Below are 20,338 nucleotides of genomic sequence, written 5' to 3'. Positions count from 1 at the left end.
TACCCCATCTTTGACGACATGACTGATAAAGCCCCGCTCCAGCCCGGGTCGGCCGGGCGCTTCACCGATGCCAAAGCCGCGCTGGCCTGCGTGCGCGACATCTACGACCGCAACACCGCCTATCTGCGCGACCGCTTCGCCGCCTATACCCAGGGCGAGGAGGAAGGCGGGCGGAACCGGGCCTATTACCCCTATGTGCGGCTGACCGCCGTGTCGGGGGCCGCGGTCGACACCCGGCTGTCCTACGGCTTCGTCGAGGGGGTCGGCGTCCACTCCACCACGGTGACGCGGCCCGACCTGTTCGAACGCTATCTGCTGGAACAGTTCACGCTTCTGCTGCGCAACCACGATGTCCCGCTGGAGGTCGGCGTCAGCGAGGAGGCGATCCCGATCCATTTCGCCTTTCCCAACGGCATGTATGTGGAAGGCGATCTGCCGCCCGACCGGCTGACCAAGCTGCCGGACCTGTTCGACCTGCCCGATCTGGCGCGGATGGACGACACCATCGTCAACGGCACCTGCGACGGCGGGCCGGACGCGGTGAAGCCGCTGGCCCTGTTCACGGCGCCGCGGGTGGATTTCTCGCTGCACCGCCTGCGCCACTACACCGCGACCGCGCCGGAGCATTTCCAGAACTTCGTGCTGTTCACCAACTACCAGTTCTATGTGGACGAGTTCATCCGGCTGTCGCGCGAGATCATGGAACCGACCGGCGACGCCGATCTGGCCGCCTACCGCAGCCAGTATGACAGCTTCGTCGAGCCGGGCGACATCGTCACCACCAACCAGAATCTCGGCGGCGTCGCGGATGTCCCGGCGGCGAGGCTGCTGCGCATGCCGCAGATGCCGGCCTATCACCTGAAGCGTCCGGACGGCAACGGCATCACCCTGGTCAACATCGGCGTCGGCCCATCCAACGCCAAGACCATCACCGACCACATCGCGGTGCTGCGCCCGCATGCATGGCTGATGCTGGGCCACTGCGCCGGGCTGCGCCACACCCAGCGGCTGGGCGACTATGTGCTGGCCCACGGCTATGTCCGCGAGGACCATGTGCTGGACGCCGATTTGCCGCTGTGGGTGCCGGTGCCGGCGCTGGCCGAGGTTCAGCGCGCGCTGGAAACGGCGGTGGAGCGGGTGACCGGGCTGTCGGGCTTCGACCTGAAGAGCATCATGCGCACCGGCACGGTGGCGACCATCGACAACCGCAACTGGGAACTGCGCGACCACCGCGAGCCGCTGATGCGCTTCAGCCAGAGCCGCGCCATCGCGCTGGACATGGAAAGCGCGACGATCGCCGCCAACGGCTTCCGCTTCCGCGTGCCGTACGGGACGTTGCTGTGCGTGTCGGACAAGCCGATGCACGGGCAGCTGAAACTGCCGGGCATGGCCGACCGCTTCTACCGCGAGCGGGTCGACCAGCATCTGAAGATCGGCGTGCTGGCGATGGAACTGCTGCGCGAGCACGGGATGGAAACACTGCACTCCCGCAAACTGCGCAGCCTGGCGGAGGTGGCGTTCCAGTAGGGGGAGTGTCGGCTTCGAAGCCCCCTCCCCATCCCTCCCCCACCTGCGGTGGGAGAGGGGGCAGGAGCTTTGTCGGCGTCCAGCGGTAGTCCCCTCTCCCGCGATCGGATCGGCCTTCGGCCGACCGAGGGCGGGGGAGGGTTAGGGAGGGGGCAACCGCCGCTGCGCCCCCCAACCAATCAAGCCGCGACCAACAGCCCCTCGATCTCCTTCGCTGCGCCGGCCAGCGCCTTGTCCTTGGCTTCCGGACCCATGCCGATGCCCTCGGCGCGGATGAAGGTCACGTCGGTGATGCCGAAGAAGCCGAACACGGTGCGCAGATAGGCTTCCTGGTGGTCCAGGCCGGCCAGCGCCGGGTTGGTCGAATAGACGCCGCCGCGGCCGGACGCCACGATCACGCGCTTGCCGCCGGCCAGACCCTCGGGGCCCTTCGCGGTGTAGCGGAAGGTGCGGCCGGCCTGGGCGAGGCGGTCGATCCAGGCCTTCAGCTGGGTCGGGATGGAGAAGTTGTACATCGGCGCGCCGACCACGACGACGTCGGCGGCCAGGAACTCGTCGAGCAGGGCATTGGTCAGGGCCAGCTCCTCGCTCTGCCGCGGGCTCAGGCCCTCGACGACGCCGAGCTTGACGACCTGCAGCAGCTCGCCGTCCAGATGGGCCGGCGGGTTGGCGGCGACGTCGCGGGTGACGACGGTGGCCGCCGGATCGGCCTTCACCAGGGCCTCGACGATGGAGGCGGTCAGCTGGCGGGTGACGGACGCGGTGCCGAGCGGGCTGGAGTCGACATGCAGGATCGTGGTCATGGCGGAAGGAGCCTCTTGGTTGTTGCGGCCGTCATGTCCGGCCGGGTTCTGACGACCAAGATGCCCCTTTGTTTTCCAGTGGTTAAGCCGGTCTGTGCGCGAAAGATCGTCTCTGGACAAGCAACAATCGGCCTGGGTACGACCGGCTCAGCGCGTCACCAGCGCGCCGCCGCGGAAGACCGCCATCTGACCCGGCTGCATCACCGTCCAGGCCTCGTCCCTGGTCAGTGGGCGGGTGGCGATGACGGTGACGACGTCGTTGGGCGTCGTCTCCTTGGAGAAATCGACGCTCATGTCGGCATCCAGCAGGGTGGCGGCACCGAACGGCGCCTTGCGGGTCAACCAGGCGAGGTTGGTGGCGCAGTGGCACCACAGGTAGCGCCCGTCGCTGAGCAGCATGTTGAACACGCCCAACGTCCCCAGATCGGCGGCCAGATGACGGATCAGCTTCATCAACCCGGCGGTGGTCTTCGGCGGCTCCGGATACTGCATACGGATCTGGTCGAGCAGCCAGCAGAAGGCATGCTCGCTGTCGGTGCTGCCGACCGGCTCGTAGAAGGTCAACACACGGTCCTTGATGCCCTTCAACTGGCCATTGTGGGCGAAGGTCCACACCCGGCCCCACAGTTCGCGGGTGAAGGGATGGGTGTTCTCCAGCGACACCCGGCCGCGGTTGGCCCGGCGGATGTGCGAGATCACCGTGCAGGACTTGATCGAATATTGGCTGACCAGCCGGGCGATTTCCGATTCGCTGCTGGGTGCCGGATCATGGAAGGCGCGGCAGCCCTTGCCTTCGTAAAAGGCGATGCCCCAGCCGTCGCGGTGCGGCCCGGTCTGTCCGCCGCGGCGCATCAGGCCGGCGAAGCTGAAGCAGATGTCCGTGGGCACGTTGGCGCTCATGCCCAGGAGTTCGCACATGATGTCCTCGTCTGCCGCTGGTCGTCGCCTTGGGGGCGACAAGCTACGACAGGTGGCGGGCGAGGTCACGCGTTGACATGGCACGCGCGCCTATGCACGTCAGGGTTTGGGTCCTTATGGCTTCGGACAGGGCGGCATGTCCGGTCGCAGACACCCCTCAATCTTCCCCGCTGCCGCTACGCCATCCAGCCCGATCCAAGCGTCCACCCGCCCGGTCTCGAACCCGCAATCCCGGCGATCGCCGACCTGCATCAGCGGGCGGCGGATCAGCAGCGGGCGTTCGACCATCGCGGCCAGCGCCGACGCCTCGTCCATTGCCTCCGGCACCACCTCCCCGCTCTTCACCGCCGGGGCGGCGCGGTTGAACCAGTCCGCCACCGGCCGGTCGCCGAAGAAGGGGCGCAGCGTCTCCGGCGTCCAGGGCTCGCCCAGCAGGTCACGGGCGATCACCCGGTGACCGGCCTGCTCCAGCAGGGCCTTCTGGCGGGCATTGCCGCCGCAGCCGGGCTTCTCGAAGAACACCACATCAGCCATCGCTCATCTCCCCTGGAACAGCGGCGCGCGCGCCAGCAGCGCGTCGGTTTGCTGACAAATCTCGTCGTAGACCTTGCGGTCCAGCTTGCGCAGCCAGCGCGGCGGGATCGACTCGACACCATAGGTGGCGCCGGCCAGCATGCCGGCGATGGCGCCGGTGGTGTCGGCGTCGCCGCCTTGATTCACCGTCTCCACCACGCAGGATTCGACCGAATCGGTCTGGAAGTAATAGTGGAAGACGGTCTGCACCGTATCGACCACAAAGGCCGTCGACAGGCCGCGGTAGGGCTGGAACTTGAACTGCCGGTGCTTGGCGATCAGGGCGTTCGCCTCCTCCCGGGCGGCGACGACGCCGCCGCCGAGCACCAGCCGGCGCACCATCCGTCCCAGCGCGATCACCGCGGAATCCGACAGTTGGTTGCAGTGGGTGATGTGCGACTGTTCCACCGACCAGCGTTCGAACGCCGCATCGTCGCCCAGTGTCGCCAGCGCCACCGGCAGGTTGCGCATCGCGGCACCGTTGCCGGCGTGGTATTCCGATTCCGGCTCCTCCAGCGTGCCGTGCATGATGAAGCGGCGGATACCGCGGCGCGTCGTGTCGCCGACATCGACCGGCACCGATTTCAGCCAGATTGCGAACTCCTCCGCGGCGCGGCGGGCGTCCCAATCGGGTGCGGACAGGATGGCGCGGCCGAGATGCAGCGACATCTCCGTGTCGTCGGTCACCTGCCCGGCCGGCAGCTTCAGCCAGCCGCCGCCCTTGATGTGCTTGTGGACGCCGTACTGGTGGGCGATCTCGCCCTTGGTCAGGAACTCCACGGTCGCCCCCAGCGCGTCGCCGCAGGCGAGGCCGAGATAGGCGCCGAGCGCCCTGGAACGTATTTGCGCGGTCAGAATCTTGGGATCGGTCATGCCATGGGGCGAAATGCCCGCCCTTTCCTGGTGCGCCCGGCGTACCGGCCATCAGGCCGCCGCCGGACGTGAGGTTGTCAGAGAAGCGACACACCCACCCGGTAATCCCCGCCGATCACCAGATACTCCCCTTCGCCTTGGAAGGGGTAGCGTGGCAGAATGTCGCGGAAGAAGACGACCTTGGGCAGCGGCACCCAGGCGTCGAGGATGTAGTCGCCGAACTGGCCGGCGATGTCGCGGTCGATGGAAAAGGAACACAGGTTGTTCAGCCGCAGCACCGCAGTGCGCCGGTCCGGCCGCGCGAGGATGTGGTGTTCCTCGAAATCGTTGACGCCGCGATACAGCCGGATGTGCGAGGCCCAGTTCGGCATCGGCGCATCGGGCCAGCCGCGTCGGATTGTCCACTGGCAGAACTCGTACAAGAGGTCGAGCTGCAGGTGGATGTTGTTGTTGTGGAAGCGGGTCGACTGCTTCTGCTCGCCATAGGCGGTCCAGGCGTCGGAGGCGAAGCGGCGGATCGGTTCGCCATGGAAGGTCGGCAGCAGTCCGAAGCGGCTCTCCACCCAGCCCTTCAGCACCGCGCCTTCCGCCCGGTTGCTGTCGAACATCCAGCCCTTCAGCAGGCGCAGGTAGCTGGCGCGGAAGCGCCGCTTGCCGTCCGGTCCCTCCGCCCCGGAAAAATCCGGGTTCACCCCGAACAGTTCGGCCATGTAACGCTGGAAAACGTCCGATGCGGTCAGCGCGTCGGGGCTTTCGTCCAGCGCCTCGAACAATGCTGCGTGTTCGCTGCGGGTGGCGCCGATGCGCAGGCGCCGCGGCTCGTCGTTGTAGGCTTCGCCGCACAGCGTGGCGGCCGGAATATTGACGAGGTTGGTGCGGTGGGCGCGAAGGGCCAGTGGGGAGTCAGGGGGCGCATCGGGCTCCATCGTCCGACCGCCCGCATCCTGTGTCGCCACCCCATCCGCCACGCCGATCCACTCCATCCGAATAACATTACTTCCTATATGGATATTGTATAAGCGGGCGCGTGCCAAGCCTTGAGCAGCGAAGCCGGCAGAAGGCCGGCAGAGGGCCTCATCGCCCCATGTCGCAACATTGTCCGTTTGAAGCCGAACGGTCCGTCCCCATACTCAGTACAGCGACGCTTACGATCCGGCGGCACCCGCATGGCCTTCTGGCCGACCAAGTACGACGACAGCCGGCGCCGGCGCACCCCGCCGGTGCCGACGCAGACGCTTGTCCGGACGCCCCCACCCTCTCCCCAGCCCGCACCGGCCGCTCCGCCAGCACCCGACGGCCTCCCGCCACGCGGCATCGCCGAGGCGCGGACGGCCCTGCGTCTCGCGCAGTTTCTGCGCGGCACCATCACCCCGCTGCGCGGCGACGCGGTGCTGGAGCTGCTGGAGCCGCACCGGCCAAGGCTGGTGCCCAAGCCGGTCAACCCGCTGCCGGGACTGGCCGGCCAGCCGCCGGGCCGGATGCTGGAAGCGCTGCTGCGGCCGATCGGGCAGATCGTCACCGACGTGCTGCTGCCGGGGGTGCGCGACCATCTGATCGACCGGCTGGTGACCGGCCGCACCGCCCATGAGGAAAGCCTGCCCAGCGCCATCGACCTTGCCGAGGCGATGCGGGCGTTGGTCGGCCGGATGCGCGGCGGCGGCAAGGGTCACCTCCAGGCGGTGATCGGCGCCATCGAGACCGACGCCCGCGCCACCGCCGACGCGCTGACCAAGGACCGCCGCCCCATCGACGTCGGCGGCATCGACCGGCTGGCCCGCGCCCTGCTGCGCTTCGAGGTGCGGCGGATGGTGCTGGAGGCGCTGGGCGGCGGCAGTGCGTTGCAGGACGTCGTCTATCAGTCGCGCCGGCTTGCCCGCTATTCCCTGCACCGTGCCACCGAGGCGATCGAGGGGTTCGTCGCCGATCGCGGGCTGAAGGCGCTTCATGCCAGCCTCGCTACGCTCGCCCAGGCCGATGGGCTGATCGTCATCGCGCTTCGCAACCTGGACGACCAGGAGGAGACGAAGGAGGAGTCCGGACCCTTCGTCGAGCCGGCCGACCGCAAGGCGATGAACGACTGGCTGTCGGCGGCATGGCGGCTTTCCGACACATTGTTCGATCTCGTCGGCAGGGCCGCGGCCGGCGGCGATCTGGACGACCTTCTGTTCGCGGCCCTGCTGCGCCAGCTGCGCAGCCTGCACCATTTCTGCGCCGACCTGACCCACGCCGGCCGCCCTGCCGCCGTGGACACGCTGAAGCAGCGGCTGGTCGAGCGCTGCGACGCGCTGGCCCGCCTGACCGGCGAACGGCTGGTCGAGGCGTTGCTGGCGAAGCCCGCCGATCCGGCATTGGCCCGCCGTCTGGTGGCGCGCGGCCGGCTGCTGGCGCAGCTTCTCTACGACATGGACCGCGACGAGGCGGTGGAAGAACTGGCGCTGCGCATCGTGGTAGCGAGCGAGGCCTTGGGCGAGGGGCGATAGGATAGCCTCTGCGATGTATTGCCCCCACCCCGACCCTCCCCCGCTGGGCGGGGGAGGGTCGGGGTGGGGGCTTTCGAAAGCCGACACCTCACCAACAGAACCTCCCCCATAAAGACCCGACAAAATGTCGGGCTTTGTCGTGTGTGTCGGGACCCCGACAAAGAGACGGCACGCGTCGCCACAATAAATAACGCAATGCTTTCAATATCTTATCGAAATACACCGCTCTGGCACGGGTCGTGCAATCCATGAAATCCGAAGCGGCCACGAACCGGCCGCACCGGATCGAAGCAAAGTCCCCACGACCCAAGCACAGGAGCGACCCACATGGCCAAAGCGCCTCTGCGTCAGATCGCCTTTTACGGCAAGGGCGGTATCGGCAAGTCCACCACCTCTCAGAACACGCTGGCCGCGCTGGTCGAGCTGGATCAGAAGATCCTGATCGTCGGCTGCGATCCGAAGGCCGACTCGACCCGTCTGATCCTGCACGCAAAGGCCCAGGACACCGTCCTGCATCTGGCCGCCGAAGCCGGTTCGGTCGAGGATCTGGAACTCGAGGACGTCCTCAAGGTCGGCTACCAGGGCATCAAGTGCGTCGAGTCCGGCGGTCCGGAGCCGGGCGTCGGCTGCGCCGGCCGCGGCGTCATCACCTCGATCAATTTCCTGGAAGAGAACGGCGCCTACGACGACGTGGACTATGTGTCCTACGACGTGCTGGGCGACGTGGTCTGCGGCGGCTTCGCCATGCCGATCCGCGAGAACAAGGCCCAGGAAATCTACATCGTCATGTCCGGCGAGATGATGGCGCTGTACGCCGCCAACAACATCGCCAAGGGCATCCTGAAATACGCGCACAGCGGCGGCGTGCGCCTGGGCGGCCTGATCTGCAACGAGCGTCAGACGGACAAGGAATGGGATCTGGCCGACGCGCTGGCCAAGCGCCTGGGTTCCAAGCTGATCCATTTCGTGCCGCGCGACAACATCGTCCAGCACGCCGAGCTGCGCCGCATGACGGTCATCGAGTACGCCCCGGACAGCAAGCAGGCCGGCGAATACCGCGCGCTCGCCAACAAGATCCACGCGAACTCCGGCCAGGGTTGCATCCCGACCCCGATCACCATGGAAGAGCTGGAAGAGATGCTGATGGACTTCGGCATCATGAAGACCGAGGAGCAGCAGCTCGCCGAGCTGGCTGCCAAGGAAGCGGCGAAGGCCGGCGCCTGATCCCGGGCGTAGCGACGGTTGCCTACCGGCCCCCCTGCCCCATCGGCGCAGGGGGGACCGCCTGAACACTGGCCCTTTTCCCCAGCCCCGCACGACGTCGACCCAACGACTGCCCACCGGTTCCGGCCGGGCGACGTCGGCGTGGGAGGGAGGGGCTCGGTCACGCGCTGAAGCGGCGCGGAATATTCAAGCAGGAGGCCGGCTATGAGCCTGTCCGAGAACACCACGGTCGACGTCAAGAACCTCGTCAACGAAGTCCTCGAAGCCTATCCCGAAAAGTCCCGCAAGCGCCGCGCCAAGCACCTGAACGTGCTGGAGGCCGAGGCCAAGGACTGCGGCGTCAAGTCGAACGTCAAGTCCATCCCCGGCGTCATGACGATCCGCGGCTGCGCCTATGCCGGTTCCAAGGGCGTGGTGTGGGGTCCGATCAAGGACATGATCCACATCTCCCACGGGCCGGTCGGCTGCGGCTACTACTCCTGGTCCGGCCGCCGCAACTACTACATCGGCGACACCGGCGTGGACAGCTGGGGCACGATGCACTTCACCTCCGACTTCCAGGAGAAGGACATCGTCTTCGGCGGCGACAAGAAGCTGCACAAGGTCATCGAGGAAATCAACGAGCTGTTCCCGCTGGTGAACGGCATCTCGATCCAGTCGGAATGCCCGATCGGCCTGATCGGCGACGATATCGAGGCTGTCGCCCGCGCCAAGTCGGCGGAAATCGGCAAGCCGGTCATCCCCGTGCGCTGCGAAGGCTTCCGCGGCGTGTCCCAGTCGCTGGGCCACCACATCGCCAACGACGCCATCCGCGACTGGGTGTTCGAGAAAACGGAACCCAAGGCCGACTTCGTCTCCACTCCCTATGACGTCACCATCATCGGCGACTACAACATCGGCGGCGACGCCTGGTCGTCCCGCATCCTGCTGGAGGAGATCGGCCTGCGCGTGATCGCCCAGTGGTCGGGCGACGGCACGATGGCCGAGCTGGAGAACACGCCGAAGGCCAAGGTCAACCTGATCCACTGCTACCGCTCGATGAACTACATCGCGCGTCACATGGAAGAGAAGTACAATATTCCTTGGATGGAATACAACTTCTTCGGCCCGAGCCAGATCGCCGAATCCTTGCGCAAGATCGCCGCTCTCTTCGACGACAAGATCAAGGAGAACGCCGAGAAGGTCATCGCCCGCTACCAGCCGATGGTCGATGCCGTCATCGCCAAATACAAGCCGCGGCTGGACGGCAAGAAGGTCATGATCTACGTCGGCGGCCTGCGTCCCCGCCACGTCGTCGATGCCTATCACGACCTGGGCATGGAGATCATCGGCACCGGTTACGAGTTCGCCCACAACGACGACTATCAGCGCACGCCCCACTACGTGAAGGAAGGCACGCTGATCTACGACGACGTCACCGCGTTCGAACTGGAGAAGTTCGTCGAGGCGATGCGTCCCGACCTCGTCGCGTCGGGCATCAAGGAAAAGTACGTGTTCCAGAAGATGGGCCTGCCGTTCCGCCAGATGCACAGCTGGGACTACTCCGGCCCGTACCACGGCTATGACGGCTTCGCGATCTTCGCCCGCGACATGGACCTGGCCATCAACAACCCCGTCTGGGGCGTGATGAAGGCCCCGTTCTGACCATCGGCCTCTGGAACAGGAGAATTTGAGAATGACCGACAAGCTTTCGCAGAGCGCCGACAAGGTCCTCGACCACTACACCCTCTTCCGGCAGCCCGAATATGCGGCGATGTTCGAGAAGAAGAAGACCGAGTTCGAGTACGGCCATTCGGACGAGGAAGTCGCCCGCGTCTCCGAATGGACCAAGTCCGAGGACTACAAGGCGAAGAACTTCGCCCGTGAAGCGGTCGTCATCAACCCGACCAAGGCCTGCCAGCCGATCGGCGCGATGTTCGCCGCCCAGGGCTTCGAGGGCACCCTGCCCTTCGTCCACGGCTCCCAGGGCTGCGTCGCCTATTACCGCACCCACCTGACCCGCCACTTCAAGGAGCCGAACAGCGCGGTCTCCTCGTCGATGACGGAAGACGCGGCGGTGTTCGGCGGCCTGAACAACATGATCGACGGCTTGGCGAACGCCTATGCGCTCTACAAGCCGAAGATGATCGCGGTGATGACCACCTGCATGGCCGAAGTCATCGGCGACGACCTGCAGGGCTTCATCGCCAACGCGAAGAACAAGGAAAGCGTACCGGCCGACTTCCCGGTGCCATTCGCCCACACCCCGGCCTTTGTCGGCAGCCACATCGTCGGCTACGACAACATGATCAAGGGCATTCTGTCCAACTTCTGGGGCAATTCGGAGAATTTCGACACGCCCAAGACCGAGCAGATCAACCTGATCCCGGGCTTCGACGGTTTCGCCGTCGGCAACAACCGCGAACTGAAGCGCATCGCCGGCGAATTCGGCCTGAAGCTGCAAATTCTGTCCGACGTGTCCGACAACTTCGACACGCCGATGGATGGCGAGTACCGCATGTATGACGGCGGCACCACCATCGAGGAGACCAAGGAGGCCCTGCACGCCAAGGCCACCATCTCCATGCAGGAGTACAACACCACCCAGACTCTGCAGTTCTGCAAGGAAAAGGGCCAGGACGTCGCCAAGTTCAACTACCCGATGGGCGTCACCGCCACCGACGAGCTGCTGCTGAAGCTGGCGGAACTGTCGGGCAAGCCGGTCCCGGCCAGCCTGAAGCTGGAGCGCGGCCGTCTGGTCGACGCCATCGCCGACAGCCACACCCACCTGCACGGCAAGCGCTTCGCCGTCTACGGCGACCCGGACTTCTGCCTGGGCATGACCAAGTTCCTGCTGGAGCTGGGTGCCGAGCCGGTGCACATCCTGTCGACGTCGGGTTCCAAGAAGTGGGAGAAGCAGGTCCAGAAGGTGCTGGACGGCTCGCCCTTCGGCGCCTCGGGTGCGGCCCATGGCGGCAAGGACCTGTGGCACCTGCGCTCGCTGATCTTCACCGACAAGGTGGACTACATCATCGGCAACAGCTACGGCAAGTATCTGGAGCGCGACACCAAGGTTCCGCTGATCCGCCTGACCTACCCGATCTTCGACCGCCATCACCACCACCGCTACCCGACCTGGGGCTACCAGGGCGCGCTGAACGTGCTGGTGCGGATCCTCGACCGGATCTTCGAGGACATCGACGCCAACACCAACATCGTCGGCCAGACCGACTACTCGTTCGACCTGATCCGCTGACCGGCACGCCGGCGGCACCCCAGGCATCGGATCACGCATCGGTTCCAGCCTACCCGTTGGGCCGGGGTCTCCATCCCCCCGGCCCAACGGCAACCTCCCCAGCCCGGAGAGCGTCGACGACGGCGAGCTCCGGGCTTTCTTTTTGTGCATGCGGAGCCGTCTCCGCCCCCGCACGCCGGCCTTCAGGAGCCGGCCGATGCGATGTGAGACACCCGACAAGCTCTCCGCGAAGCCGGCCGATTGTCAGCTATCAGACAGGGCAGAAAAATCGGACAATCCTTTTCAATCAATCCTTTATCCTCTGGCACGCCGCCTGCATTTCATCTCCGCAGAGCCATTTCCGGCGCCAGGATGGGAGAGCGGGCATGCTCCAGGACAAGATCCAGGACGTCTTCAACGAACCGGGCTGCGCGACCAACCAGGCCAAATCGGCCAAGGAGAAGAAGAAGGGCTGCACCAAGTCGCTGAAGCCGGGGGCGGCGGCCGGCGGCTGCGCCTATGACGGCGCGATGATCGTGCTGCAGCCGATCGCCGACGCCGCCCATCTGGTGCACGGCCCGATCGCCTGCCTGGGCAATGCATGGGACAACCGCGGCACCCGGTCGTCGGGGTCGCAGCTCTACCGCACCGGCTTCACCACCGACCTGTCGGAACTGGACGTCATCGGCGGCGGCGAGAAGAAGCTCTATCGCGCCATCAAGGAGATCGTTCAGCAATACGACCCGCCGGCCGTCTTCGTCTATCAGACCTGCGTGCCCGCCATGACCGGCGACGACATCGCCGCGGTCTGCAAGTTCGCGACGCAGAAGCTGGGCAAGCCGGTGATCCCGGTCGACGCGCCGGGCTTCGTCGGGTCGAAGAATCTCGGCAACAAGCTGGCCGGCGAAGCCCTGCTCGACCATGTCATCGGCACGGTGGAGCCGGACTACACCACGCCCACCGACGTCTGCATCATCGGCGAATACAACCTCGCCGGCGAGCTGTGGCTGGTCAAGCCGCTGCTCGACGAGATCGGCATCCGCCTCTTGTCCTGCATCTCCGGCGACGGCCGTTACAACGAGGTGGCGCAGGCCCACCGTGCCCGCGTCACCATGATGGTGTGCAGCCAGGCGCTGGTGAATGTCGGCCGCAAGATGCAGGAGCGCTACGGCATCCCCTATTTCGAGGGATCCTTCTACGGCGTCTCCGACATGTCGGACACGCTGCGCACCATGGCCCGCATGCTGGTGGAGCGCGGTGCCGACAAGGCGCTGATCGACCGGGCGGAGGGCGTGATCGCGCGGGAAGAGAGCCGCGTCTGGCGGCGTCTGGAACCCTACAAGCCGCGATTCGAGGGCAAGCGCGTCCTGCTGTTCACCGGGGGGGTCAAGAGCTGGTCGATGGTCAGCGCGCTGGAAGGCGCAGGCCTGACCATTCTCGGCACCTCCACCAAGAAATCGACCAAGGAAGACAAGGAACGCATCAGGAAGATGAAGGGCGAGGAGTTCCACCAATGGGACGACCTGAAGCCGCGCGACATCTACAAGATGCTGGCCGACGATCAGGCCGACATCATGATGTCCGGCGGCCGGTCGCAGTTCATCTCGCTGAAGGCCAAGGTTCCCTGGCTCGACATCAACCAGGAGCGCCACCACGCCTATGCCGGCTATGACGGCATCGTCAATCTCTGCGAGGAGATCGACAAGACGCTGTCCAACCCGATCTGGGGCCAAGTCCGCCAGCCGGCGCCGTGGGAGTCCGGTCCGTCCTCCACCCTTCTGGCGGCGGAGTAAGGCCGATGTCCCACATCCAGCGCTTCCCCTCCGCCGCCAAGGCCGCCTCGACCAACCCGCTGAAGATGAGCCAGCCGTTGGGCGCGGCGCTCGCCTATCTCGGGGTCGACCGCTGCCTGCCGCTGTTCCACGGCTCGCAGGGCTGCACTGCCTTCGGGCTGGTGCTGCTGGTCCGCCATTTTCGCGAGGCGATCCCGCTGCAGACCACGGCGATGGATCAGGTCTCCACCATCCTCGGCGGCTACGACAATCTGGAACAGGCGATCCGCACCATCGTCGAACGCAACAAGCCCGCCATGATCGGCGTCGCCACCACCGGCGTTACCGAGACCAAGGGCGAGGACATGGGCGGCCAGTACACGCTGTTCCGCCAGCGCAACCCCGACATGGCCGGCACCGCCCTGGTCTTCGCCAACACCCCCGACTTCGCCGGCGGCTTTGAGGACGGCTTCGCCACCGCGGTCACCGCCATGGTGGAGCGGCTGGTCGAACCGTCGCCGGTGCGCATCCCGACCCAGGTCAATGTGCTGGCCGGCAGCCACCTGTCGCCCGGCGACGTGGAGGAACTGCGCGACATCATCGAGGGTTTCGGCCTGTCGCCGATCATGCTGCCCGACCTGTCGCTGTCGATGTCCGGCCGCCAGCCGACCGACTTCACCGCCACCTCGCTGGGCGGCGTGACGGTGGACCAGATCCGCGCCATGGGCGCCTCGGCCGCCACCATCGTCGTCGGCGAGCATATGCGGGTGGCCGGCAACGCGCTGGAGCTGAAGACCGACGTGCCCAGCCACTTCTTCAGCCGCCTGACCGGGCTGGAGGCGTCGGACAAGCTGATCCGGTTGCTGATGGAGCTGTCGGGCAAGCCGGCGCCGGCCCGGCTGCGGCGCCAGCGTGAAGCCCTGGTCGACGCCATGCTGGACGGGCATTTCTTCTTCAGCCGCAAGCGCATCGCCGTGGCCCTGGAACCCGACCTGCTCTACGCCGTGACCGGCTTCCTCGCCGACATGGGGGCCGAGGTGGTGGCCGCGGTGTCGCCGACGCAAAGCCCGGTGCTGGAGCGGCTGAAGGCCGCCACCATCATGGTCGGCGACCATTCCGACCTGGAGACTCTGGCCCGCGACGCCGACCTGATCGTCTCCAACTCGCACGGGCGACAGGGTGCGGCGCGGATCGGCGTGCCGCTGCACCGCATGGGACTGCCGATGTTCGACCGGCTCGGCGCGGGTCTGCGCGTCCAGGTCGGCTACCGCGGCACGCGCGAGCTGCTGTGCGAGATCGGCAACCTGTTCCTCGCCCGCGAGATGGACCACGAGAGCCACGACCACGGGGAATCGCACGGCTGCGGAGGCGGATCATGCGGATGCAACGCCGTCTGAGCGTGGTGCAGGACCCACGCCCGACCAAAGGAGGATCGATGAAGGTCGCTTTCTGCACCCAGGACATGCAGCACGTCGATGCGCATTTCGGCTGGGCCAAGAACATCGCCGTCTACCGGGTCGACCGCCAGGGCCATGCCTTTCTGGAGACCTTCCAGTTCGGCGGCTCGATGTTCGAGGACGGCAACGAGGACAAGCTGGTGCCCAAGCTGGAAGCGCTGTCCGACGTCGCCATCGTCTACCTGTCGGCCATCGGCGCATCGGCCGCCGCCCGCGTGGTGGCGAAGAAGATCCATCCGGTGAAGGTCGAGGCCAGTGAGACCATCCCGGCTCTGCTCGACAAGCTGGTCCAGACGCTGAACGGCAACCCGCCGCCCTGGCTGCGCAAGGCGATGGGCGAAACGCCCGAATTCCATTTCGATGAAGAGGAGGTCTGAGCATGGCTGATGTGGCTGAACTGTCGGTCGCCGACCAGTTCGTGAAGACGCTGGTCCTGCTGTTCCGCGCCGAGGACAGCTATGGCGCCTGGGAAGGCAAGCCGGACGAGGCTCTGCTCGCCCCCTTCATCCTGGACAAGGAGGCCCGCGCCGCCATCCCGATCATCGGCGACCCTGACCCCGATACGCTGTGGCGGCTGGAGCTGTTCTACAAGGCGGTCGGCGTCACGGTCGAGAAGCAGACCGGCATGATGGCCTCGCCGATGATGAAGATGAGCCACGAGGGCTTCGGCCGCATGATCCTGACCACCGGCCGGCTGGTTGTGGTGTCGAAAACCCTGCGCGACGTCCACCGCTTCGGCTTCCCCAGCATCGAAAAGCTGGCGGCCGACGGCGCCAAGCTGGTCGAGGATGCCGTCGCGCTGATCCGGGAATACCCCGAGGTCGCAAACCTCTGAGCTTCGCGGGAGCACGACCATGAGCGACATCGACGCCCTGAAGGACGAGATCAAGAAGCTGAACGCCCGCGCCACGCAGAAGAAGATGGATTTGCACGATTTGTCGGAAGAGCTTCCGCAGAACTGGCAGAGCATCCTGACAGTGGCGCAGGAAACTTACGACGCCTTCAAGACCCTGACCGAGAAGCGGGCGGCGCTGAAGGCGCTGGAGAAGGCCTAACCCCCTCAATCTTTCAAGAAAAGCTTAGGCGCAGCCTTTCCCGAGAGGAGCATTCCCATGGCTGAGTTCGTGACCGGCACCACCCGGGGTGGTCAGAGCTGGACCCCGAAATTCGTCGAGACCATCGATCAGAAGCAGTGCATCGGCTGCGGCCGCTGTTTCAAGGTCTGCGGCCGCGGCGTGCTGAACATGATCGGCCTGACCGAGGACGGCGACATCGTCGACGCCTTCGACGACGAGGCCGAGAAGAAGGTGATGGCGGTCGAGACCGCGGCCAACTGCATCGGCTGCGAAAGCTGCTCCAAGGTGTGCTCGAAGAGCTGCATCACGCATGTGGCGGTTGCGGCTTAGGGGCCTCGCCCGGGTGCCCCCTCCCTTCCCAAGCTTTACAGCTTGGGCCCCTTCCCTCCCCCGCCTTCGGCGGTAGAGGGAGTTGGTCGCAGTGGGGCGGCAGTCCCCTCTCCCACCGAAGGTGGGGGAGGGTTAGGGAGGGGGCCTCACCTCGGCAAAGCCCCCACTCCCCTCAGTACGCATACTCCTTGAACACCGGATCGACGCTGCCGCCCCAGGGGCCGTTGAACTTCTCCAGAAGCTCGTCGGCGGGGCTGCGGCCGGTCTCGGCGATGACCTGCAGCGTGTCGAGGAAGTGGGTCTCGTCGTCGCCCCAATTGTCGTTGCGGGCGCGGCGTGCCAGACCGTCGCGGGCGATCGCCACAACCTCCAGCGCCACGTCGCGCACCGTCCCATTGCGGAACGTCGTGCGCAGGCCCGACCGCGGCACCTCGGCGCGCAGATGCGCGCGCTCCTCCGTCGTCCAGTCCTTCACCAGATCCCAGGCCGCATCCAGCGCCACCTGATCGTAGAGCAGCCCGACCCACAAGGCCGGCAGGGCGCACAGGCTGCGCCACGGGCCGCCGTCGGCGCCGCGCATTTCCAGATACTTCTTCAGCCGCACTTCCGGGAAGGCCGTGGTGGTGTGGTCGGCCCAGTCGGTGATCAGCGGCACCTCGCCCGGCAGGGCCGGCAGCTTGCCGTCCATGAAGTCGCGGAAGGACTGGCCGGCCGCGTCGATGTAAACGCCGTCGCGATAGACGAAGTACATCGGCGTGTCGAGCAGATAGTCGACATAGCGTTCGAAGCCGAAGCCGTCCTCGAACACGAAGGGGATATCGCCGGTACGGTCCGGGTCGGTGTCGGTCCAGATGTGGCTGCGGAAGCTCTGGAAGCCGTTCGGCTTGCCTTCCGTGAAGGGCGACATGGCGAACAGCGCGGTCGCGATCGGCTGCAGGGCCAGCGACACGCGGAACTTCTTCACCATGTCCGCTTCGGACGCGAAGTCCAGGTTGACCTGCACCGTACAGGTCCGCGTCATCATGTCGAGGCCGAGCGAGCCGACCTTCGGCATGTAGTCGCGCATGATCTTGTAGCGGCCCTTGGGCATCCAGGGGATGTCGTCGCGCGTCCATTTCGGCTGGAAGCCCAGCCCCATCATGGCGATGCCAAGCTCCGCCCCGACCTCCTTCACCTGGCGCAGGTGGCGGTGCACCTCGGCGCAGGTCTGGTGCAGGGTCTCCAGCGGCGCGCCCGACAGCTCGACCTGGCCGCCCGGTTCCAGCGTGATGTTGGCCATGTCCTGGACCAACGCGATGATGTTGCCCTTCTCCTCCACCGGCTGCCAGCCGAAGCGGGTCATGCGGGTCAGCAGTTCGCGGATGCCGTCCGGCCCGTCATAGGGCAGCGGCCGCAGGTCGGAGGTGCGGTAAGCGAACTTCTCGTGCTCGGTCCCGATGCGCCAGTCCGGCGCCGGCTTGCTGCCGGATTCGAGATAGGCCACCAGTTGGCGGCGGTCGGTGATGGGTTCGCCGCGCGTGGTCGGGGGTGCGGACATGAAGTCTCTCGCGGGAAGTGGACGGAGGAACGGCCGGATGGCGGCCGGTTAATGGGTCGGCGCGCGGAAAGGCGGACGTCGGTCGCTTCCCCCGGCAGTCCAGTCCCCGGCCAAGGACTGCCAGCAAGCCAGCGCCGCCACCACCGCCGTATCGGCCCGCAGGATGCGCGGACCCAATCCCACCGGAACAACAAAAGGGAGTTTGACGAGTTCGTCAAGTTCCGACTGGTCGAAGCCGCCCTCCGGCCCGACCAGCAAGGCCGCCGGACCCGGCGGCGCGTCGCGCAGCACATCGGCGATGGGACGGGCGGATCCGGCCTCCGCGCACAGATAGAGCCGGCGGTCGGCGGGCCAGTTGGCCAGCACGCGGTCCAGCGGCATAGCCTCGCCCATCTCCGGTACGGTCAGGCGCTCGCACTGCTCGGCCGCCTCCACCGCATTGGCGCGCAGCCGGTCAATGTTGACGCGGTTGGGATCGGTGCGCCGGGTGAAGACCGGCCAGAGGCGGGAGATCCCCATCTCCGTCGCCTTTTCGGCGACGAAGTCGATGCGGCCCTTCTTCAGCGGGGCAAACAGCAGCCAGAGGTCCGGGGTCGTGTCCTGTTCCCGCCGCCGGGTCGCCACGGTCAGCGAGCACCAGCCCTTGCCGAAGCCGTCGATCACCGCCCGCCATTCGCCGTCGCGGCCGTTGAACACGGCGACCGGATCACCACGGTCGAGCCGCAGGACATGGCGCAGGAAATGGGCGCGCTCGTGGTCCAGCCCGACCGACTGGCCTTCGGCCAGCGGGCTGTCCACATACAGGCGGGTCTTGATCGGGTCGGCCATGGCTGTCGTCTCCGCGGGGCGGCGCCGACTATAGCCGGCTGCGGGCGTGCAAGTCAGCACATCAGAGACAACGGAGACGCGCAGGGGCGGTGCGCGGAAAACGGATGGCACCGCGGTCCGCAGGATCACGCCGGGGCGATCAGTGCCTCGATTTGACGGCGCAGGTCGTTGGGCTGGACGGGCTTGTGCAGGATGCGCACCTGTTCGGCCTTGGCGGCGGCCATCAGCTCGGCACCGGTGTCGCCTGTCAGGATGATGGCGGGAACCGCGACACCGCAGGCCTCGCGCACCGCACGCACGGCGGTGATGCCCGACCAGCCGTCGCGCAGCCGGTAATCGGACAGGATCACGTCCGGAACCGGATAGCCCGGCAGCTTCGCCAGGATGGTTTCCACATCCTCGGCGGCCAGCACCCGGTAGCCCCAGGTGTCCAGCATGATCTCCATCCCGGCCAATATGATCGACTCGTCGTCGATGACGATGGCGAAACGGTCCGGTGTTGCATTCATGTCCATTTAAGATAGCAGACCGCTGAGGTTACAACGAAGAAACAGTATTGGTGCGATTTTGGCGCGTGCAAGCCCCCGACCTGCTATTTTCCATAGCGACAGCCCGGGCCTTACGCCGTACCCACCTCGCACCCGGCCACGGCAGCGTGCTTGCCGCCTGGACGGCAGCCCGATACCTTCGCGCTGATTGCCTGTTCAGACATCTCCATAGCACAGCGGGAACGCCGCCGTCATGCCCACCGCCTCCACCGGTCCCACTCTTCCCAACTCCGGCTTCACCGACATCCGCCAGGACGGGTGGCTTGCCCGCCGTGTGCCGGCCGCCTTGCGCCCCTATGTCACACTGGCGCGGCTGGACCGTCCGATCGGGACATGGCTGCTGCTGTTCCCCTGCTGGTGGAGCGTGGCGCTGGCGATGCCGCAGCCCTTCCGCGACTGGCCGTCGCTGCTCTGGCTGATGGCGCTGTTCGGGATCGGCGCGGTGCTGATGCGCGGTGCCGGCTGCACCGTCAACGACATCCTGGACCGCAAGTTCGACGCTATGGTGGAACGCACCCGCTCCCGCCCGATTCCGTCGGGTCAGGTGTCGGTGCGCCAAGCCCTGGCGTTCCTGGTGCTTCAACTGTTGGTGTCGCTGCTGGTCCTGCTCCAGCTGGGGATGACGGCCATCGGGCTGGGCGTGCTGTCGCTGGCGCTGGTCTTCACCTATCCGTTGATGAAGCGCATCACCTGGTGGCCGCAGGCCTTCCTGGGGCTGACCTTCAACTGGGGCGCCCTGATGGGCTGGGCCGCGGTGCAGAATGACGTCGGCTGGCCGGCGGTGGCGCTCTATGTCACCGGCATCGCCTGGACGCTGGGGTACGACACCATCTACGCCCACCAGGACAAGGAGGACGACGCCCGGATCGGCGTGAAGTCCACCGCGCTGCGTCTGGGCGACCAGAGCAAGATCTGGATCTACGGCTTCTACACTCTGACTTATGTCGGCATCGGCATCGCCGGCCGTCTCGCTGGTCTGGGCGGCCTGTTCCTGCCGGTGCTGTCGCTGGCGGCACTGCAACTGGCCTGGCAGGTGGCGACATGGCGGCCGGATGATCAAGGCGACTGCCTGGACAAGTTCAAGTCCAACCGCTGGTTCGGCTGGCTGGTCCTGGCGGCGATCCTGGCGGGGAAGATTTAGGTGTGCACCGGTGGGGGAGTCGGCTGACGGTGCCCCC

General features: G+C 66.4%; 20 protein-coding genes. 12 read left to right on the top strand and 8 right to left on the bottom strand.

The annotated features are described in order from the left end of the window. The first annotated feature begins 18 nt into the window (after nucleotides 1-18). A complete protein-coding gene (locus FZ983_RS08505; protein ID WP_149223147.1) occupies nucleotides 19-1,527 on the top strand; it encodes an AMP nucleosidase in 1,509 nt (502 codons plus the stop codon). 179 nt (nucleotides 1,528-1,706) lie between these two features. Here the strand turns inward: FZ983_RS08505 and FZ983_RS08500 are convergent, their stop codons facing one another. The 5 genes from FZ983_RS08500 to FZ983_RS08480 form a co-directional block, all read right to left on the bottom strand. Next, nucleotides 1,707-2,330, bottom strand: coding sequence for an FMN-dependent NADH-azoreductase (locus tag FZ983_RS08500; protein ID WP_149223146.1), 624 nt, complete (start codon nucleotides 2,328-2,330; stop codon nucleotides 1,707-1,709). Between the two features lie 147 nt (nucleotides 2,331-2,477). After that, complete coding sequence (locus FZ983_RS08495; RefSeq protein ID WP_149223145.1) at nucleotides 2,478-3,248, bottom strand: class II glutamine amidotransferase; 771 nt, start codon at nucleotides 3,246-3,248, stop codon at nucleotides 2,478-2,480. A gap of 114 nt (nucleotides 3,249-3,362) precedes the next feature. Further along, nucleotides 3,363-3,782, bottom strand: a complete 420-nt coding sequence (locus FZ983_RS08490; RefSeq protein WP_149223144.1) for an ArsC/Spx/MgsR family protein — start codon at nucleotides 3,780-3,782, stop codon at nucleotides 3,363-3,365. 3 nt (nucleotides 3,783-3,785) lie between these two features. Continuing rightward, nucleotides 3,786-4,694, bottom strand: coding sequence for an ADP-ribosyl-[dinitrogen reductase] hydrolase (draG, locus tag FZ983_RS08485; RefSeq protein ID WP_149223143.1), 909 nt, complete (start codon nucleotides 4,692-4,694; stop codon nucleotides 3,786-3,788). A gap of 77 nt (nucleotides 4,695-4,771) precedes the next feature. Then, the gene (locus FZ983_RS08480) at nucleotides 4,772-5,677 is read right to left on the bottom strand and encodes an NAD(+)--dinitrogen-reductase ADP-D-ribosyltransferase (protein ID WP_247883672.1); all 906 of its coding nucleotides are present in this window, start codon (nucleotides 5,675-5,677) and stop codon (nucleotides 4,772-4,774) included. Nucleotides 5,678-5,860: 183 nt separating this feature from the next. Here FZ983_RS08480 and FZ983_RS08475 point away from each other — a divergent pair, with 183 nt between their 5' ends. From FZ983_RS08475 to fdxB, 10 genes are all read left to right on the top strand, one after another. Next, on the top strand, nucleotides 5,861-7,174 hold the full coding sequence (locus FZ983_RS08475; RefSeq protein ID WP_149223142.1) for a hypothetical protein: 1,314 nt from the start codon (nucleotides 5,861-5,863) through the stop codon (nucleotides 7,172-7,174). 327 nt (nucleotides 7,175-7,501) lie between these two features. Then, nucleotides 7,502-8,398 (top strand): nitrogenase iron protein, encoded by an 897-nt coding sequence (gene nifH / locus FZ983_RS08470; RefSeq protein ID WP_014247088.1) that lies wholly within the window; start codon nucleotides 7,502-7,504, stop codon nucleotides 8,396-8,398. Nucleotides 8,399-8,602: 204 nt separating this feature from the next. Beyond that, the gene (nifD, locus tag FZ983_RS08465) at nucleotides 8,603-10,042 is read left to right on the top strand and encodes a nitrogenase molybdenum-iron protein alpha chain (protein ID WP_111065782.1); all 1,440 of its coding nucleotides are present in this window, start codon (nucleotides 8,603-8,605) and stop codon (nucleotides 10,040-10,042) included. Between the two features lie 31 nt (nucleotides 10,043-10,073). Continuing rightward, complete coding sequence (gene nifK, locus FZ983_RS08460) at nucleotides 10,074-11,633, top strand: nitrogenase molybdenum-iron protein subunit beta (RefSeq protein WP_149223141.1); 1,560 nt, start codon at nucleotides 10,074-10,076, stop codon at nucleotides 11,631-11,633. Nucleotides 11,634-11,998: 365 nt separating this feature from the next. Beyond that, complete coding sequence (gene nifE, locus FZ983_RS08455; RefSeq protein ID WP_149223140.1) at nucleotides 11,999-13,405, top strand: nitrogenase iron-molybdenum cofactor biosynthesis protein NifE; 1,407 nt, start codon at nucleotides 11,999-12,001, stop codon at nucleotides 13,403-13,405. Nucleotides 13,406-13,410: 5 nt separating this feature from the next. Beyond that, nucleotides 13,411-14,781 carry a nitrogenase iron-molybdenum cofactor biosynthesis protein NifN gene (nifN, locus tag FZ983_RS08450; protein WP_149223139.1) on the top strand — a complete coding sequence of 457 codons (1,371 nt, stop codon included), beginning with the start codon at nucleotides 13,411-13,413 and terminating at the stop codon, nucleotides 14,779-14,781. 38 nt (nucleotides 14,782-14,819) lie between these two features. Further along, nucleotides 14,820-15,218: a nitrogen fixation protein NifX gene (gene nifX / locus FZ983_RS08445; RefSeq protein WP_149223594.1), complete on the top strand. Its 399-nt coding sequence runs from the start codon at nucleotides 14,820-14,822 to the stop codon at nucleotides 15,216-15,218. 2 nt (nucleotides 15,219-15,220) lie between these two features. Next, complete coding sequence (locus tag FZ983_RS08440; RefSeq protein WP_149223138.1) at nucleotides 15,221-15,676, top strand: NifX-associated nitrogen fixation protein; 456 nt, start codon at nucleotides 15,221-15,223, stop codon at nucleotides 15,674-15,676. Nucleotides 15,677-15,695: 19 nt separating this feature from the next. Beyond that, nucleotides 15,696-15,896, top strand: coding sequence for a CCE_0567 family metalloprotein (locus FZ983_RS08435; protein ID WP_014247078.1), 201 nt, complete (start codon nucleotides 15,696-15,698; stop codon nucleotides 15,894-15,896). Between the two features lie 57 nt (nucleotides 15,897-15,953). Continuing rightward, a complete protein-coding gene (gene fdxB, locus FZ983_RS08430; protein WP_149223137.1) occupies nucleotides 15,954-16,247 on the top strand; it encodes a ferredoxin III, nif-specific in 294 nt (97 codons plus the stop codon). Between the two features lie 172 nt (nucleotides 16,248-16,419). On the opposite strand, the gene FZ983_RS08425 is transcribed toward fdxB, so the two are convergent. The 3 genes from FZ983_RS08425 to FZ983_RS08415 all read right to left on the bottom strand — a co-directional run bounded on the left by FZ983_RS08425 (nucleotide 16,420) and on the right by FZ983_RS08415 (nucleotide 19,121). Beyond that, entirely contained in the window at nucleotides 16,420-17,784 is a 1,365-nt protein-coding gene (locus tag FZ983_RS08425; RefSeq protein WP_149223136.1) for a glutamate--cysteine ligase, read from the bottom strand. Between the two features lie 48 nt (nucleotides 17,785-17,832). After that, entirely contained in the window at nucleotides 17,833-18,612 is a 780-nt protein-coding gene (locus tag FZ983_RS08420; RefSeq protein WP_149223135.1) for a 16S rRNA (uracil(1498)-N(3))-methyltransferase, read from the bottom strand. A 125-nt stretch (nucleotides 18,613-18,737) separates the two neighbouring features. Then, a complete protein-coding gene (locus FZ983_RS08415; RefSeq protein ID WP_247883671.1) occupies nucleotides 18,738-19,121 on the bottom strand; it encodes a response regulator in 384 nt (127 codons plus the stop codon). Between the two features lie 232 nt (nucleotides 19,122-19,353). Here FZ983_RS08415 and ubiA point away from each other — a divergent pair, with 232 nt between their 5' ends. Next, the gene (gene ubiA / locus FZ983_RS08410) at nucleotides 19,354-20,301 is read left to right on the top strand and encodes a 4-hydroxybenzoate octaprenyltransferase (protein WP_149223133.1); all 948 of its coding nucleotides are present in this window, start codon (nucleotides 19,354-19,356) and stop codon (nucleotides 20,299-20,301) included. Nucleotides 20,302-20,338: the final 37 nt, after the last annotated feature.

The organism is Azospirillum sp. B21, assembly GCF_008364825.1.
Taxonomy (GTDB): domain Bacteria; phylum Pseudomonadota; class Alphaproteobacteria; order Azospirillales; family Azospirillaceae; genus Azospirillum.
This window is presented reverse-complemented; position numbering and strand designations above follow the sequence as displayed.